We start from the raw sequence: 16,150 nt of genomic DNA, 5'->3' as shown, positions 1-16,150 counted from the left end.
GATGGCCCGCCAGCCCGGTCTCGCGCAGGCGCGTCGCTGGTTCGCCGAGGAGCTGCGCGCCATCGGCCATCTCCGCGACGAACGCGTGATCGATGCCTTCGCCACGGTGCCACGCGAGCGCTTCGCCGGCCCCGGGCCATGGCGCATCCTCCACTTCATCGACGGCTACTGGACGACACCCGACGCCGACCCGCGCCGGCTTTATCACAACGTACTGGTCGCGCTGGACGAGGAGCGACGGCTCAATATCGGCGAACCGCTGTTGTGGGCACGCCACTTCGACCGCATCGCCGTGAAGGACGGCGAGCGCGTGCTGCAGATCGGCGCCGGATCGGGTTACTACACGGCCGTGCTGGCCGAGCTGGTCGGACCGAACGGCCGCGTCGAGGGCATCGAAATCGATGCCTCGTTGGCGGCGATCGCCAAACGCAATCTCACGGCATGGCCGGCGGCTTGTATCCGGCAAGGCGACGCCCGCGCACCGATCGAGGGAAGCTGGGACCTGATTGTGGCCTTCGCCGGCGCGACGGCGCCACACGACTGGTGGCTGGACGCGCTGGCTGACGGCGGCCGCCTGCTGCTGCCGCTGACGTCCGCCAGCTTCTCCCAGCGTAGCGGCTTCATGCTGCGCCTCGACCGCCGCGGCGACGGCTTCGCGGCACGCTCGACGGGCTGGGTCGGGTTTTATCCCTGCGCCGGCGCGCGCAGTGCCGAGGACGAAGCGGCCCTCGAGGCGGCGCTCGGCGATCCGGCCGGACAACAGGCCGTGCGCAGCCTGCGTCGCGACGTCCACGACAAGGACGAGTGGTGCTGGCTGCATCGCGACCGCTGGTGCCTCTCCAGGCACGAGCTGCACTGACATGGCCCGGTCGCTGAATCGCTTCGTCTGCCAGTCCTGCGGCGCCGTCACCAGCAAGTGGAGCGGCCGCTGCGAGAGCTGCGGCGAATGGAACACGATCGCCGAGGAAGCGGCTCCCTCGCCGGGCCCGGCCAGCGGCGGCCTGTCGCGCGGCGGTAAGGGACGATTGCTCGAATTCGCCGGCCTCACCGGCTCGACGCCACAGCCGCCCCGCTACAGGAGCGGCATCGCCGAGTTCGATCGCGTCTGCGGCGGCGGGCTGGTCGTGGGCTCAGCCCTGCTGATCGGCGGCGATCCTGGCATCGGCAAGTCGACGCTGCTCTTGCAGGTCGCCGCCGCACTGGCCAGTCAGCATACGGCATGCGCCTATATCTCGGGCGAGGAGGCGCTCGATCAGGTGCGCCTGCGAGCCGAGCGGCTGGGACTGCACAACGCACCGGTGCATCTCACAGCTGCTACTTCCATCCGCGATATCGTGGCCACGCTCGAGCGGCCCGATGCGCCGAAGGTCGCGGTGATCGATTCGATCCAGACCATGTGGCTCGATACGGTCGAGAGCACGCCCGGGACCGTGACCCAGGTGCGCGCCGCCGCGCAGGCGCTGGTCGAACTCGCCAAGCGGCGCGGCATCGCGGTTCTGCTGGTGGGCCATGTCACGAAGGACGGCGCCATCGCCGGTCCGCGCGTGCTCGAGCACATGGTCGATACGGTGCTCTACTTCGAAGGCGAACGCGGACACCAGTTCCGCATCCTGCGTACCGTGAAGAACCGGTTTGGTCCGACTGACGAAATCGGCGTGTTCGAGATGTCCGATCGCGGGCTGAATGATGTCGCCAATCCCTCCGCCCTGTTTCTCGCCGAGCGGCGCGGGCAGGTCTCCGGCGCCTGCGTATTCGCCGGCATCGAGGGGACGCGGCCGGTGCTGGTGGAGATCCAGGCGCTGGTGGCGCCCTCTTCCTTCGCCACACCGCGCCACGCCGTGGTCGGCTGGGATTCCAACCGGCTTGCCATGGTGCTGGCGGTCCTGGAGGCGCGCTGTCAGGTCAGCATCGGCGCCAATGACGTCTACCTCAATGTCGCGGGTGGACTGCGCATAGGAGAGCCAGCAGCGGATCTCGCGGTGGCGGCAGCTGTCGTCTCGTCGCTCGCCGACGAAGCGGTACCGCCCGACATGGTCGTGTTCGGCGAGATCGGCCTGGGCGGCGAAGTGCGGCCGGTAGGCCAGCGCGAGGCGCGCCTGCGCGAGGCGGCAAAGCTCGGGTTCCGCACGGCGCTCGTGCCGCGCAGCCGCACCGGTTCGGTGTCGCCGCCGCGAACGGCCGAGGGCATCGTTGTTGACGAAATCGAGCATCTATCAGACCTTGTGACGCGTTTCCAACCGGCCGATCGGCCCCTCGGGCGACCGCGGCGCGATGGCGCCCCGGAACGCCGGCGCGACCAGGTCACGAACGAGAAAAGGGGGTAGAGGGGCGATGGAGCAGCTTGGCATCACCGTGTTCGACGTCGCCGTCATTGCCGTGGCGGTCTTCGGTGCGGCCATCGGCGTATCTTCGGGCTTCGCGCACGCCGTCCTCTTCATCGCCTCCTGGATCGCGGCCGGCTGGATCGCCGTTCATTTCTCGAACCTGATCCAGCCGCAGATCCAGCAGCTCGTGGGTAATCCGGAACTCGCCTATTTCGTCTCGATGCTGGTGGTCTTCGTGGGCGGCCTGATTGCGCTGGTCATGCTGACGAATGCCTTTTCCCGCGCCATCCGTGCGAGCCCGCTGGCCAAGCCCGACCGCATCCTGGGGGCCGGATTCGGCGCACTCTGTGCCTGGGTCGTCATGGGCACGACCTTTCTGTTTTACAGCTACCTGGGTCCCAAGCAGCTCCCGCCGGCAGTGGAAGGCGGCGCGACGTTTCCGATGATCAAGGATATGGCCAATTTCGTCGAACCCTACCTGCCGCCGGGCTTCCGTACCCGACTCCAGCAAAAGCCGGCCGATTCGATGCCCGACCTGACCCCCGCGCCGCAGACCGCACCGCCGCCCGCGACGACGACGCCGACGGAAAACAAACAGTCGCAGTGAGTTATCCTTGATGGCGCAGGGGTCGGCTCCCAGATATAACCGCGCCGTGACTCCTGCCCGTCCACACCGCGACCTCGACAAGTTCCGCGAGGAATGTGCGCTGTTCGGCATCTACGGGACAGCGGATGCCGCCGCCCATACCGCGCTCGGCCTGCATGCACTCCAACATCGCGGGCAGGAAGCCTCCGGCATCGTCACCTTCGACGGCCGTCATTTCCACAATCACCGTGCGGCCGGCCTGGTGGGCGACATCTTCGGCGAGCAGTCGGTCATCGCCAAGCTCAAGGGTTATTCGGCGATCGGCCACAATCGCTACGCCACGACAGGCGGCTCGTCGGACCGCAACATCCAGCCGATCTTCGCCGACTTCGATTTCGGCGGTCTGGCGCTGGCACATAACGGCAATCTCACCAACGCCTACATCCTGCGCAAGGAACTGGTGCGAATGGGCTGCCTCTTTCAGTCCACCACCGATACCGAGGTCATCAATCACCTGATCGCCCGGTCGACCTATTCGCCGGTGGTCGACCGAATCATCGACGCCTTGGGCAAGGTCAAGGGCGCCTACTCGCTCCTGATGCTGACGGACGAGGCACTCTACGGCGTGCGCGATCCGCTTGGCGTGCGCCCGCTTTGCATTGGCCGGCTCGAGGATGCCTGGATCGTGACCTCGGAGAGCTGCGCCCTGGATATACTGGGTGCCCGCTTCGTGCGTGATGTCGAGCCGGGCGAGGTCGTGATCGTGGACGGCCAAGGGTTGCGCTCGATCAGGCCCTTCCCCAGGCACCAGCGCCGCTTCTGCGTCTTCGAGCACATCTATTTCGCGCGGCCCGACAGCAGGATCGAGGGCGTGGGCGTCTACGAGGCACGCAAACGTATCGGCGTGGAACTCGCCAAGGAAAGCCCGGTGCCTGCCGATGTGATCGTGCCGGTGCCCGATTCCGGCGTGCCGGCCGCGATCGGTTATGCTCACCAGTCGGGCGTGCCGTTCGAGCTCGGCATCATCCGCAACCACTATGTAGGCCGTACTTTCATCGAGCCGGCCGACAATATCCGGCATCTGGGCGTGCGGCTGAAGCACAACGCCAACCGGGCCTATATCGAGGGCAAGCGCGTGGTGCTGGTCGACGATTCGATCGTGCGCGGCACCACCTCGATGAAGATCGTCGAGATGGTGCGCAACGCCGGTGCGCGCGAGGTGCACATGCGCATCGCCGCGCCACCGACTACCGATCCCTGCTTTTACGGCATCGACACGCCCGAGCGGGAGAAGCTGCTGGCTTCACGCTACGACGTCGCCGGCATGGCAAAGTTCATCGGCGTCGACTCGCTCGCCTTCGTCTCGATCGATGGTCTCTATCGCGCGATGGGCATGCCGGCCGGCCGCGACAAGGCCAATCCCTCGTTCTGCGATGCCTGCTTCACGGGCGACTACCCGATCCCGCTCGACGATCTCGTCGAGGCCGAGGACCGCCAGCTCTCCTTCCTCGCCGAACCGGCCTGACCATGGTCTTCGGGGCCGCAAGCCTCCGGCTCGCCCAGGGTCATCGGCGCGCAAGATGCGCGCCGTCCCAAAGATCATGAGACTGAAGGGCCGCGTCGCGCTGGTGACCGGTGCGTCGCGTGGCCTGGGCGCGGCGGCGGCACTGGCCTACGGTCGCGAGGGGGCGCACTGCGTGCTCGTCGCCCGCACCGTGGGCGGGTTGGAGGCGGTCGACGACCAGATCAAGGCCGTCGGCGGCAGCGCCACACTGGTGCCGCTCGACGTGACCGATGGACCTGGCATCGACCGACTCGGCGCCGCCCTCTACGAGCGCTTCGGCAAACTCGATGTCCTGCTAGGAAACGCCGGCCTGCTGGGCGAGCTGGCGCCGATCGGGCACGTCGAGCCAAGAATTTTCGAGCGTGTGTTGGCGGTGAACGTCACGGCAAACTGGCGCCTTATCCGCTCGCTCGACCCGCTGCTGCGCCGCTCCGACGCCGGGCGCGCCATCTTCGTGACGTCGGGCGTCTCGCGCCGGGTCGTGCCTTACTGGAGCGCCTATGCGGCCAGCAAGGCCGCGCTCGACATGATGGTCGGCGTCTACGCCGCCGAAAGCGCGCATACCTCGGTGAAGGTCAATCTCTATAATCCCGGTCCGACGCGCACCAGGATGCGCAAGGAGGCGTTTCCCGGCGAGGACCCCGAGACCGTGTCGCCGCCCGAAGCCCATGCCGAAGCCCTGATCCGGCTTGCGCTGCCCTCCTGCACCCTGAACGGCCAGTGGGTGGCGGGCGACGAAGCCGTGGCATAGCGCTATCGCTTCTTCTTCGCCCGGACGGCATAGGGGTTCTTCGGCTTGCGCATGGTGAGCCGGATCGGAACGCCTGGCAGGCCGAAATCATCGCGCAGGCGGTTGACCAGGAAGCGCAGATAGTCGTCGCCGAGTCCCTCGGGCTGACTCACCGACAGCACGAAGGTAGGCGGACGGATCTTGATCTGGGTCATGAAGCGCAGACGGATACGGCGCCCGTGTGCCAGCGGCGGCGGATGCAGCGTCTCCACCTCGCGCAGCCAGCGATTGAGCTTCGGCGTCGGCACGCGCTTGTTCCAGATCTCGTAGGTCTCGAACACGGCGGGCATCAGCTTCTCGATGCCGCGGCCATTCAACGCCGAAACTCCCACGATCGGCACGTCCTTCACCTGGGCGAACGAGGCTTCGAGGCGATCGCGCAGCTTGCGCCACGCCTTGGCGGCCGCGCTGCGATCGTCAGCCAGAAGGTCGGTCTTGTTGACCGCGATCACCAGCGCGCGGCCTTCCTCGATCACCCAGCCCGCTACCGCGAGATCCTGCTTCTCGGCCATGTTGGCGGCATCGAGCACGACGACCGCGACATCCGCCAGGCGGATCGCGTCGAGCGTATCGGCGACGGAGGCGGCCTCGAGCTTGGCCTCGACGCGGCTGCGCCTGCGCATGCCGGCGGTATCGACCAGCCGCACCGCCCGACCTTTCCACTGCCATTCGACGCGAATCGCATCGCGGGTGATCCCGGCCTCGGGCCCGGTCAGCACCCGCTCCTCGCCGACCAGGCGATTGAGCAGAGTAGACTTTCCGACATTGGGACGGCCAACGATGGCGAGCAGCAGCGGCCGCTTGGCGAGCTCCTCGTCAGTCGGGCCTTCGGATTCTCCGTCGCCGTCCGCAGAGCCTTCATCCTCGCTCTCTTCGGGGAACGGCGCGATGTAGCTGGCAAGCGCATCGTGCAGATCGCTCAAACCTTCTCCGTGCTCGGCGGATACGGGGATGGGCTCGCCGAGCCCAAGGCCGTGCGCCTCGGCAAGGCCCTGCTGTCCCGCCCGGCCTTCGCACTTGTTGGCGACCAGGATCACCTTGGCGGCGCGCTTGCGCAGCCAGCTCGCAAAGGCCTCGTCGAGCGGCAGGACGCCGGCGCGCCCGTCGATCAGGAACAGGACCACGTCGGCGGCGTCAACGGCGCGCTCGGTGAAGCGACGCATGCGCGCTTCCAGCGCCTCGCCGCCGGCGGTTTCCCAGCCCGCGGTATCGAGCAGAGTGAAGGCAAGATCGCCGAGCTGCGCGGCCGACTCGCGCACATCCCGCGTCACACCCGGCGTGTCGTCCACGATCGCGCGCCGTCGGCCGACCAGGCGATTGAACAGCGTCGATTTGCCGACATTGGGCCGCCCGACGATGGCGACCCGGGGTCCTATCCGGTCGAGACGGCGATCCTGCTCAGCGGAGGGCAACGAGCCTGCCTGAATCGGTCAGGACATAGATGGTCCGGTTGGCGATCACCGGCGCGAGACGGGCCGGCCCGCCAAGGCCCACCTTGCCAATGACGGCGCCGGTATAGGGCGAGAGCGCGAGGAGATCTCCGGTCGTGCCGGTCACCAGCAGGCGATCGCCCGCCAGCACCGGGCCGCCCCACAGGATCGGCTTCTGCCGCTTCTCGTCGAAATACTGGGTAAGCGGCGTCACCCACTTCACCTTGCCGTTGCTGCGGTCGAGCGCGACCACGTCGTCGCTGCTGGTAATGACGAACAGGAAGCGGCCAGCGACCCAGGGCGTCTGGTTGCCGCCAAAATTGCGTTCCCACCGGCGCTGACCGCTTGCCAGATCGACGGCGGTGATCTGCCCGGCCGAGCCCATCGCGAAGACCTGCCCGCGATCGATCACGGGCCGGCCGCGAATGTCGGCAAGATTGCCGAAGGCCCGCGCCTCCGCGCCCCGTCCGACGAGCGACTCGTTCCAGATCGAGCGGTTGTTAGCGGGGTGGAATGCCACCAGCTCGCCCGACCGGAAGGGCGCAACGACATAATCCCCATACCCCGCCGGGCTTGTCCCGTCGACGTAACCCGAAACCTCCTGCAAGCTGGAGAACGACCAGAGATCGGCGCCGTCGACTGCAGCAAGCGCATGCAGCTTGCCGTCCAGGGTGATGGCAAAGACGCGGTCGGCGAAGGCGAGCGGCGCACCGCGCACCGGCGCGCTTTCCTTCGACCGCCAGATCTCGGTGCCGCTATTGGGATCGAGCGCGAATACGCCGGCGAAGCCCGTCGTCACGAACAGCCGGCCGCCATACCAGGTGATGCCGCCGCCGAACTCGCCCTCGTCACGTGCATCCTCCGGCTTCAGGGTCACGCTCCACAGCCGCTCGCCGGTATCGGCACGGAATGCCGAAACCGTGCTCACCGCGTCTTTCACGAACACCTTGCCATCGGCGATCACCGGCGGCGTCGTGAGGATGCGATCGGAGGTCGTACCGGCGCCTATATCGGCAGTCCAGGCGATCTGGGGCTGCGCACCGATCTCGAGATGCTGCATGGCGTAGTCGGCGAATCCGCCCGACTGCGGCCAGGCGTCGTTCGCGACGGGCGCCGGCAGCACGACCGGAACGTTGGCCATGTCGTTGTCGGGTTCGACATCGCGCCTCTCCGCGAAAACGGGGATGCGCTCACCCGGCAGCGGCGGCCCCTTCTTGTCGAAGAGGCTGCAGCCGGAGAGCGAGGTCGAGAGCAGCGTGGCGGCGAGGAGGACGCGGGGATCGCACAAGCGCAGCAACACGGTCGACATCGGCCTATTTCGCCCCTTGCTCGTCGTAAAGATTGAGCATCGCCTGCGCGCGCTGCACGGTACCCTGCGGCGCAGCCGGGTCCTTGCCGATCTCGGTCCAGAGCTCGCGCGCACGCTTCACATCGCCCTTGTGCGCAGCTTGCAGGGCCTGCAGTTCGAGGACGCTACCACGGAAGGCGTGATCGACGCCCGAGATCGATCCGAGCCCGGCAATCGTTTCGTCCGCCTTCGCCGTATCGACGCTGCGGTAGCCCGCGATCACCTGCGCCAGTTCCGACAGCTCGCCCGGAAGCTTCGGCGCCACATCGAGCAACGCCGCAACCTGTTCTTCAGGCTTGTCACGCATTTGCGCTGCGGCAAGGGCTGCCAGCGAGCGATAGGGCTCGACCGCGCTCGCGGCCTGCTGGTCGAGTGCGGTCCGGGCGGCCGCGTTGTCCTTGCCGATCTGAGCCAGCGCCGACGCGTAGGCAGCGCCTGCCGCGGCGCGTTGCGCCGTCTGATATTGGCGCCATCCGACCAGCGCGACGACCGCGACCACCAGCACGACGACGCCGGCCACGACCCAGGTTCCGTAGCGCTTCCACCAGGCCTTGAGGTCGTCCTGCCGAACGGCATCGTCAATTTCATGAAAGGCCGCCTGATCGGACACGCGCGACTCCCGATTATTGCGAAAAATCAACAGCTTCAGCGGGTACATACCCGCCGCCCGAGGCTTTGGCAAACCATCGGATGACCCGGGTTGGGGATCGCCGCTTTACCCTCCGGAAAGCATCTGCAACAATTCGGTCGGACGGCATGACCCCCTCGCTGCCTGCATGACCAATCTCTACCGCCTACCCGATCAGCGGGCGCGTCGCCGCATCGTCTCCTTCGATCGCCGTGAACTGTCGCGACTCCTGAACCTCTACAGCATGCGGGTAGCCTCAGGCGAATGGCGCGACTATGCGATCGATTTCCGGCCCGGCATGGCCATCTTCTCGATCTTTCGCCACACCGCCGAACAGCCTCTGTTCGCCATCGCCAAGGTGCCAGGCGGCGGCACGGGCGGCGGATACATGGTCTACAACGGCCCGCGCAAGTTGGCGCATGGCGACAGCCTCGAAGACGTGCTGCACATCTTCGACCGCAAGCTCAAACTGCTGCTGGGTTAGAGCGACGAAACAGGACTTACTTCACGCCGCCCGGTGTCGTGACGGCGCCGATGCCGGCACCCAGCGCCGCACCTGCCAGCGCCGGACCGACCAGGGGCCAGCCGGCAAGCGCGCCGACTGCCAGGCCCGCGCCGGTACCGATGGCGCCGCCCGTCACGGCGCGCTGGCCCCAGGTATCGCCGCAGGCCGACAGGGAAAGCGCCAGAGGAACCAGAATCAGCGCAAAAACCTTCGTCTTCATAGCCAGAACCTCGAGAGGGAAAGGCGGCCCGAACGGCCGCTGGCAATTTTATTGCGGCCACGTACGCGGCCGATTCTTCTAGCTTCGTAATTTTGATGATTCACGTCAAGTGGATGTTTTAATCTCCTGAATCTCCTAGAAATTTACGGTCAAAATATCTCATCGTAAGTGTCAGGGCTGAAGCCGACCCGCAGCCGGCCGCCCGCCTCGAGAACCGGCCGCCTGATCATCGAGGGCTGGTCCAGCATCAAAGCGACTGCCTTCTTCTCGGTCAGGCCTGCCTTGTCGGCCTCGGGCAGCTTGCGGAAGGTCGACCCGCCACGGTTGAGCAGTACCTCCCAGCCCACCTTCTTCGCCCAGCCCTCAAGAAGCTCGCGATCGACTCCCTGCACCTTGTAGTCGTGAAACGCATAGGGAATGCCCCTCGCATCGAGCCAGGCACGGGCCTTCTTCATCGTGTCGCAATTCCTGATGCCGTAGATCACGACAGGTTTCATCGTCACGTTCCTCCTCCCCGGCGATAGAGATAGTCGGCCGGCAAACCGAGCCTGACGCACGATTGCACCGCCGGACTCGAGCGCAGCATGATCCGGTCGGCAAGCGCGCCTGCGAGACGCACCAGCGGTCGCTGCCAAAAGCGCAGGCCGAAGGCCGCCGTCAGGCCCAGCCGCGCGCGAATCCAAGCCGGCACGAGCTCGACAGCGGCGCGGATCAGCAACCGCTGCAGCGGTCGCATCGCCAGAGGGAAAACCGGAGCTGCATGGAGGATGTCCAGAAATTCGAACACGATGGGCGAAGCTTCGAGCCGCTCGCGACGGGCCTCGAATAGCCGCTCCAGGTCGGCCAGCGAAGCCGGGGCATCGAGTGCGCCGTAGAGCTGCGCCGCCGCAAGCCCTTCCTCGCAGAGCCGGTCGAGCTCCTCGAGGCTCAGCGCGTTCACATATTGCCGATAGGCCTGGGCGAAGCCGAATTCCGCCGTGGCCTGCACCCAGGTTAGAAGCGCAACGTCGTTGGCATGGTAGGGCTGGCCGGCTGGGGTACGACCGGCGACCTTCTCGTGCAGGCGCACGACGTGAGCGATCATGGCCCGCGCCTCGCTTGCCGCGCCGTAGACGGTGACCATCGCCGCAAGGCCAGTGCGACGCAAGCGATGAACCGGCTCGCGGCGGAATGAAGAATGCTCCCAGACTCCCGTGCGCACTGCGGGATCGGCAAGCTCCAGGATCACCGCCGCTACGCCGCCCACGAACAGAGCGACAGGGTTCTTGAAGATCCGCCACGACACCGAGTCCGCCGACACCAGCGCCGGCTCGCCAGCCGGCCGCGTGAAGTCCACAGGCGGGCCATCCTTCGGCTGGACGAGATCGCGGGCAAGCGCATCGAGGAACGGCAGGACGAAGACGGCCATGCCTCCTACTTGGGAAGCGCTTCGCCCGAGGTCCACCGCACCCCGGCCGACTTGGCCTTACACGCCCAGATGCCGCTGCAGGATCTCGGGATTGGCCTTGAGTTCCGCGGCCGGCCCTTCATGAGCCATGTGCCCGTTGTTGAGGATATAGACGCGCTGCGCAAGCGCCAGCACGGCGGCGAGGTTCTGCTCGACGATCACGATCGTCTGCCCCGCGGCCGCGAGATCGCGGCACGCCTTCATCAGGTCATGCACGATCACCGGCGCCAGGCCCTCGAACGGCTCGTCGAGCAGGACGATCTTGGGATCGCGGACGAGCGCGCGGGCGATCGCCAGCATCTGCTGCTCGCCGCCGGAGAGATCCGTGCCGCGGCTGGTACGCCGCTCCTTGAGCCGTGGAAACATTTCCCAGATGCGATCGATCGGCCAGCGCTTCGGCGCCGTATGACCAGCCAGGATCAGGTTTTCCTCGACGTCCAGGCTGCCGAAGATCCGGCGCTCCTCGTGCACGAGCTGCATTCCTGCCTGGGCGATGGTATGGCTTTTCCTGCCGGCAATGTTCTGGCCGTCGAACACCACCTTGCCGGCACGCGGCGCCACCACGCCCATCAGGCTTTTCAGCGTCGTGCTCTTGCCAGCGCCGTTGCGCCCGAGCAGCGCCACCACCTCGTTCTTCTCGACGCGCAGCGCCAGATCGAACAGGATGTGGGAATCCCCGTAGTAGGAATTCAGTCCGTGGACCTCGAGCAGGCTCATTCGAGCACGCCCCCGAGATAAGCCTCGCGCACGGCCGGATCGCCCTTGATCTCGTCCGGCGTGCCCTCGGTAAGAACGCGGCCTTCCTGCAGGACGGTGACGCGCTCGGCGAGCTCGAACAGGGCGTCCATGTCGTGGTCGATGACGATCATGGTGCGGCCCTGGCGGATCGACTTCAGCAGCTTGACGGTCTCCACTCGCTCCTGCGGGCTCATGCCGGCCAGCGGCTCGTCGAGCAGCAGCAGGCTGGGCGAGGTTGCAAGCGCCAGCCCGATCTCCAGCCGGCGCTTCTCGCCGTAGGCGAGCTGCGCGACCGGCGTGTCGGCGCGATGCGTGAGGCTCACGAGCGCAAGCGTATGGTCGATCTGATCGGTGAGCCCCGGGATGCGCACCGGATTGCGGAAGAGATCGAGGCGGAACTTGCCGCGCAGGTCGGCAAGGGCCGCGATCTGCAGGTTCTCGCGCACGGTCAGCCGGGAAAAGAGCTGGTTTACCTGGTAGCTCTTGGTGAGGCCGAGCTGGCAGACGTCGGTGACGTTCATTCCGGTGATGTCGCGCCCGGCAAACTCGATGGTGCCGGATGTCGGCGCGATCTCGCAGGTCAGCATCTTGAAGAAAGTCGTCTTGCCCGCGCCGTTGGGGCCGATGATGCCGCGCAGCTCGCCGCTGTCGACGACGAAGTCGATGTCGCTGTTGGCGAGCAGGCCGCCGTACCGCTTGCTGATCCCGGTCGCCTTCAGGATCGGACCGGACGGCGGTTCGGCGACGCGATGGTGGACCGGCAGTGGTGTGGCAGCCGCGCCCACGGACATCGCCGCCGGAACCGATTCCGCCGGCGCTTCGCCCTCGGAGCCGTTCCGGCGGAAGAAAACTCTATAGAGGTCCTTCAGGCCGCCGATGATGCCCTGACGCAGGAAGCAAACCAGCAACACGAAGACCAGTCCCAGCACCAGCTTCCACGCGGCGCCCAGTCCGAGGGTCGCCTGCAGGAAATCCTGCAGATAGAGCCAGATGGCAGCGCCGACCAGCGGCCCGAAAAGCGTGCCACGGCCGCCAATGGCCGTTTGCATCACGAGCTGGCCCGACGTGTCGAAGGTGAACGCCTCCGGCGGCATGAACGCCTGGAGCACGCCGAGAAGGCCGCCCGCCAGGCCGGCATAGGCGGCCGCGATGACAAAGGCCGCGAGCTTGTAGCCGTGAATGTTGTGGCCAACGGCGGCCGCCCGCAGCGGGTTTTCGCGGATCGCGGTAAAGATGGCGCCGACCGGCGAGCGCACGATGCGCAGCGCGATCACGATGCCGATGAAATAGAAGAAAGCCAGGAAGGGATAAAGCGACCAGCCGGTCGTGAAATGCAGCGTGGCGAACCCCAGGTCGAAGGTTGGCGCCGGAACGCCGGGGAGCCCGTTTTCGCCGCCGGTCCAGTCCGCCAGGGGATTGAACTCGACGAAGTAAAAGACCTCCGCGATGGCCACGGTGATCATGGCGAAATAGATGCCGGTACGCCTGAGCGCGATCAGCCCGACCAGATAGCCGACGACGGCGGCGGCGATCATGCCGATGATCAACGCCAGCACGACGTGCGGGAAGCCCGCCCTGGTGAGCAGGTAGGCGGCGACGAAGCCGCCGGTACCATAAAGCGCCGACTGGCCGAACGACAGAAGGCCGGTATAGCCGAACAGGATGTCGAAGCCGATGCCGAACAGTCCCCAGACCAGGATGCGATTCACGGTGTTCGGAGCGAAATCGAGATAAGGCAGCACGAACGGCGCAGCGACCAGAGCGATCGCCGTCAATAGTTCGACAAGGAAGCGGCGCTGCCCGGACATCACACGGCGGCGTTCATTCGCGGCCCCGCGCTCCGAGCAGGCCGTGTGGACGTATCAGCAGCACAAGCGTCATCGCCGCGAAGAGCATGACATAGGCATAACCCGGGTTGATCATCGACGTGATGCTGATGATCTCGCCCGCGATCAGGCCGCCGAGGACCGCACCGGGGAACGATCCGACGCCGCCGATGACCACGACCACGAACGTCTGCACCAGGATCGCCTCGCCCACGTCGGGCGTCAGCGACACGACCGGCGCATTCACGATGCCGGCGAAGCCCGCCGCCATGGCACCTATTCCGAACACGATCATGAACACGCGATAGACGTCGATTCCGAGCGAATCCACCATGACGGAATCCTCGATCCCGGCGCGCACGATCATTCCCAGCTTGGTGCGGTAGAGCACGAGGTAGAGGACGATCAACGCCACCGCCACGATGCCGACGACGGCCAGGCGGTAGGTCGGATAGAACATGAAGCCAAGCGAGGTGATGCCCGACATCAAGGGGGGCGCCGGCACGGTCTTGGTCAGGCTCGAGAAGAAGAGCCGGACCACCTCGACGAAGCAGATGCCGAGACCGAACGTGACCAGGAGCTGGTCCTCGTGCGGGCGGCCATAGAAGTGACGGATGACCACCCGCTCCATCACCACGCCGACCACCAGCAGGAAAAGCGTGCCGGCAATCACCGCGACGATATAGGAGCCGGTCGCGTCAAAGGCGACGTACCCGGCATAGCCGCCGAGCATGAACATCGCGCCATGCGCAAGGTTCAGGACGCCGAGCGTGCCATAGATGATCGTCAGCCCGGAGCTGATGAGCGCGAGCAACGCCCCCAGCGCCAGGCCGTTGAACATTTGCGAGACGAGATTAGCCCAGGTGAACACGGTCGACCCCGATATCGCTCCCGCACGCTAACACCGACGCTCCGAGAGCGTCAGGTGGTCTCGCCGAGCTTGCAGCCGAAGGCGTCCGGCTTCTGCATCAGCGGCTCGCCGGGCAGAACTTCGAGGACCTCCCAGAAGTCCTCCTTGTTCTTCATGTCGGCCGGCTTCTTGCCGCGGACGATGATCACGGGCCGAACGAGTTGATGGTCTTCCGGCCGGAAGTGCACCTCGCCAACCGTCGACTGCAGCTTGGCGCCCGACTCGAGGGCCTTGATGACCGCCGGCGGATAGAAGGTGCCAGCCGTCTCCACCGCGTTCGCCCAGAATGCAAACTGGTTGTAGCAGGCGTTGGCGCCCCATTCCGGCTTGTAGCCGTATTTCTTGTCGAACGCCTCGACGAACATCTTGGCGAGGGGATATTTGTCCTCCAGCGTCCACCAGAAATCGGTCGCCGCATACACGCCGGCCGTGAGCTCCGGCCCTGTTTCCTTGGCGAGGAACGGGATCTGGTACGGCACCACGAGCGTCATCTTCGGGATGATGCCGAACTGCTTCGCCTGCTGGATCGACAGCACGGCGTCGCGGCCCCAGTTCACGTTGACCAGGAACTCGGCGCCGGAGTTGGCGATGTTGGTGAGATATTGGCTGAAATCCTGCGTGCCGAGCGGCGACACCTGGTTGGTCACCATGGTCCAGCCGGCATTCTGGGCCAGATATTCGTTCACCGATTTGGTCACAGTGTGGCCGTAGGTGTAGTCCGGCGTCATGAACGCCGCCTTGCGGTTTTTGCCGAAGGCCTTCACCAGCACCGGGCCGATCGCGTTCGCCGCCGTCTCGCCGTAGAAATTCTGGCGGAAGCCGTAGCGCACGCAGTCCTTGCCCGTGGTGTCGTTGGAGCCGGAGATGCCGGTGACGTAGAGAACCTTCTCGCGCTGGGCGAATTTGTTGAGCGCGACCGCAACCGCCGATGAGGTCGAGCCGGTCAGCAGGATGATCTTGTTCTGGTTGATGAAGGTCTGGATTGCCTGCACCGCCTGGTTCGGCTTGGCGGCGGAGTCGGCGGCGAGCAGGTTCACCTTCTTGCCGAGCAGCCCCTTGGTGACCTTCGGCGCGATCTTCTTGAGCAGATCATTGCCTTCATTGATGTGCTCGACGGCAAGCTCCCAGCCCTTCAGCTCGTCCTCGCCCTGCACGGCGTAGGTGCCGGTGCGCGGCACGGCTGCGGCGACGTTGACGGTGTCGCCCTTGGAGCCTTCCGGCCAGGTGCCGATCGGCGGCTGATCCTCCGCGAAAGCAAGGGGTGCGTAAGGAAACGGCGAGCGCAGGTCGAGATAGAGGGCGCCCAATCCCGCGGCCGCGGCGGCCGTATGTTTCAGCACGGCGCGCCGCGACACCGATGTCCTGGAATGCGATTTTCTTTGCGTCACTTTATCCTCCCTATTCAATTCTGGATCGACTATGGCCTCCTTTCGCGGGGGCCGCCTTCATCAGAGTTATTGATCAGAATGAATCTATCGGCTGGCTCCGGCGATGCAAGGCTGAAAGTCCGCAGAGGCTTGCGGCGGCCGTTCATCGGCAGGCCGGAGGACGATGACGACGAGCCGCAGGATCGCCGATGCTAGCAGGGAGCCTGCCTGCGATCAAAGCCGGTGCTCGAGCCGGGGAGCCGTGGCCGCCGCCATGGCTGGCCGATCTAGCTCCAGGGAGACCTCGCAGGCCGCTGCGATCGCGGCCGCGATCTGCCATGGCGATGCCGCCACGCGCTGGATCGGCGCCAGCAGCCGATTGTGCAACTCGTAGGCAACCGCCGCTGCGATTTCCGCGCCGAAGCCGCCTCCCCCAGCATTTCCATAGGCGATCGCCAGCCTTCCGG

At 66.1% G+C, this 16,150-nt stretch carries 17 protein-coding genes; 6 read left to right on the top strand and 11 right to left on the bottom strand.

The annotated features are described in order from the left end of the window. The first annotated feature begins 1 nt into the window (after window position 1). Genes VH499_RS00085 through VH499_RS00065 form a run of 5 tightly spaced genes read left to right on the top strand, consistent with a single transcriptional unit; the run spans window position 2 to window position 5,225 of the window. Window positions 2-859, top strand: coding sequence for a protein-L-isoaspartate O-methyltransferase family protein (locus VH499_RS00085; RefSeq protein ID WP_332050631.1), 858 nt, complete (start codon window positions 2-4; stop codon window positions 857-859). Between the two features lies 1 nt (window position 860). After that, entirely contained in the window at window positions 861-2,324 is a 1,464-nt protein-coding gene (gene radA, locus VH499_RS00080) for a DNA repair protein RadA (RefSeq protein ID WP_332050630.1), read from the top strand. 7 nt (window positions 2,325-2,331) lie between these two features. Next, on the top strand, window positions 2,332-2,931 hold the full coding sequence (locus tag VH499_RS00075) for a CvpA family protein (protein WP_332050629.1): 600 nt from the start codon (window positions 2,332-2,334) through the stop codon (window positions 2,929-2,931). A 10-nt stretch (window positions 2,932-2,941) separates the two neighbouring features. Beyond that, window positions 2,942-4,435 carry an amidophosphoribosyltransferase gene (purF, locus tag VH499_RS00070; protein ID WP_414709722.1) on the top strand — a complete coding sequence of 498 codons (1,494 nt, stop codon included), beginning with the start codon at window positions 2,942-2,944 and terminating at the stop codon, window positions 4,433-4,435. A gap of 55 nt (window positions 4,436-4,490) precedes the next feature. Further along, window positions 4,491-5,225, top strand: coding sequence for an SDR family NAD(P)-dependent oxidoreductase (locus VH499_RS00065; RefSeq protein WP_332050627.1), 735 nt, complete (start codon window positions 4,491-4,493; stop codon window positions 5,223-5,225). A gap of 2 nt (window positions 5,226-5,227) precedes the next feature. On the opposite strand, the gene der is transcribed toward VH499_RS00065, so the two are convergent. From der to VH499_RS00050, 3 genes are read right to left on the bottom strand one after another with little or no spacing between them, the layout of a single operon-like run. After that, window positions 5,228-6,676 carry a ribosome biogenesis GTPase Der gene (gene der, locus VH499_RS00060; protein ID WP_332050626.1) on the bottom strand — a complete coding sequence of 483 codons (1,449 nt, stop codon included), beginning with the start codon at window positions 6,674-6,676 and terminating at the stop codon, window positions 5,228-5,230. After that, the gene (locus VH499_RS00055) at window positions 6,663-8,003 is read right to left on the bottom strand and encodes a PQQ-binding-like beta-propeller repeat protein (protein ID WP_332050625.1); all 1,341 of its coding nucleotides are present in this window, start codon (window positions 8,001-8,003) and stop codon (window positions 6,663-6,665) included. Before VH499_RS00055 ends, der begins: the two co-directional genes overlap by 14 nt. A 4-nt stretch (window positions 8,004-8,007) precedes the next feature. Beyond that, window positions 8,008-8,652, bottom strand: coding sequence for a tetratricopeptide repeat protein (locus tag VH499_RS00050; protein WP_332050624.1), 645 nt, complete (start codon window positions 8,650-8,652; stop codon window positions 8,008-8,010). Window positions 8,653-8,818: 166 nt separating this feature from the next. On the opposite strand from VH499_RS00050, the gene VH499_RS00045 reads away from it, so the two are divergent. Then, window positions 8,819-9,154 carry a DUF2794 domain-containing protein gene (locus VH499_RS00045; RefSeq protein WP_332050623.1) on the top strand — a complete coding sequence of 112 codons (336 nt, stop codon included), beginning with the start codon at window positions 8,819-8,821 and terminating at the stop codon, window positions 9,152-9,154. A gap of 16 nt (window positions 9,155-9,170) precedes the next feature. On the opposite strand, the gene VH499_RS00040 is transcribed toward VH499_RS00045, so the two are convergent. The 8 genes from VH499_RS00040 to VH499_RS00005 form a co-directional block, all read right to left on the bottom strand. Next, the gene (locus tag VH499_RS00040) at window positions 9,171-9,395 is read right to left on the bottom strand and encodes a bacteriocin (protein WP_332050622.1); all 225 of its coding nucleotides are present in this window, start codon (window positions 9,393-9,395) and stop codon (window positions 9,171-9,173) included. Window positions 9,396-9,544: 149 nt separating this feature from the next. Further along, a complete protein-coding gene (locus tag VH499_RS00035) occupies window positions 9,545-9,892 on the bottom strand; it encodes an ArsC family reductase (protein ID WP_332050621.1) in 348 nt (115 codons plus the stop codon). A gap of 2 nt (window positions 9,893-9,894) precedes the next feature. Beyond that, the gene (locus tag VH499_RS00030) at window positions 9,895-10,803 is read right to left on the bottom strand and encodes an oxygenase MpaB family protein (protein WP_332050620.1); all 909 of its coding nucleotides are present in this window, start codon (window positions 10,801-10,803) and stop codon (window positions 9,895-9,897) included. 57 nt (window positions 10,804-10,860) lie between these two features. Beyond that, window positions 10,861-11,559: an ABC transporter ATP-binding protein gene (locus tag VH499_RS00025; protein WP_332050619.1), complete on the bottom strand. Its 699-nt coding sequence runs from the start codon at window positions 11,557-11,559 to the stop codon at window positions 10,861-10,863. Continuing rightward, on the bottom strand, window positions 11,556-13,388 hold the full coding sequence (locus VH499_RS00020; protein WP_332050618.1) for a branched-chain amino acid ABC transporter ATP-binding protein/permease: 1,833 nt from the start codon (window positions 13,386-13,388) through the stop codon (window positions 11,556-11,558). Before VH499_RS00020 ends, VH499_RS00025 begins: the two co-directional genes overlap by 4 nt. A gap of 13 nt (window positions 13,389-13,401) precedes the next feature. Further along, window positions 13,402-14,277, bottom strand: a complete 876-nt coding sequence (locus VH499_RS00015; protein WP_332050617.1) for a branched-chain amino acid ABC transporter permease — start codon at window positions 14,275-14,277, stop codon at window positions 13,402-13,404. 50 nt (window positions 14,278-14,327) lie between these two features. Then, a complete protein-coding gene (locus tag VH499_RS00010; protein ID WP_414709721.1) occupies window positions 14,328-15,704 on the bottom strand; it encodes a substrate-binding protein in 1,377 nt (458 codons plus the stop codon). Window positions 15,705-15,917: 213 nt separating this feature from the next. Continuing rightward, the coding region (locus tag VH499_RS00005) for a hypothetical protein (RefSeq protein WP_332050616.1) at window positions 15,918-16,150 on the bottom strand (233 nt) is incomplete at its 5' end.

The sequence above is a fragment of the Reyranella sp. genome (assembly GCF_036558665.1).
Taxonomy (GTDB): Bacteria; Pseudomonadota; Alphaproteobacteria; order Reyranellales; family Reyranellaceae; genus Reyranella.
Note: the sequence above shows the minus strand (reverse complement) of the source record. Positions and strands in the feature narration are given on the sequence as shown.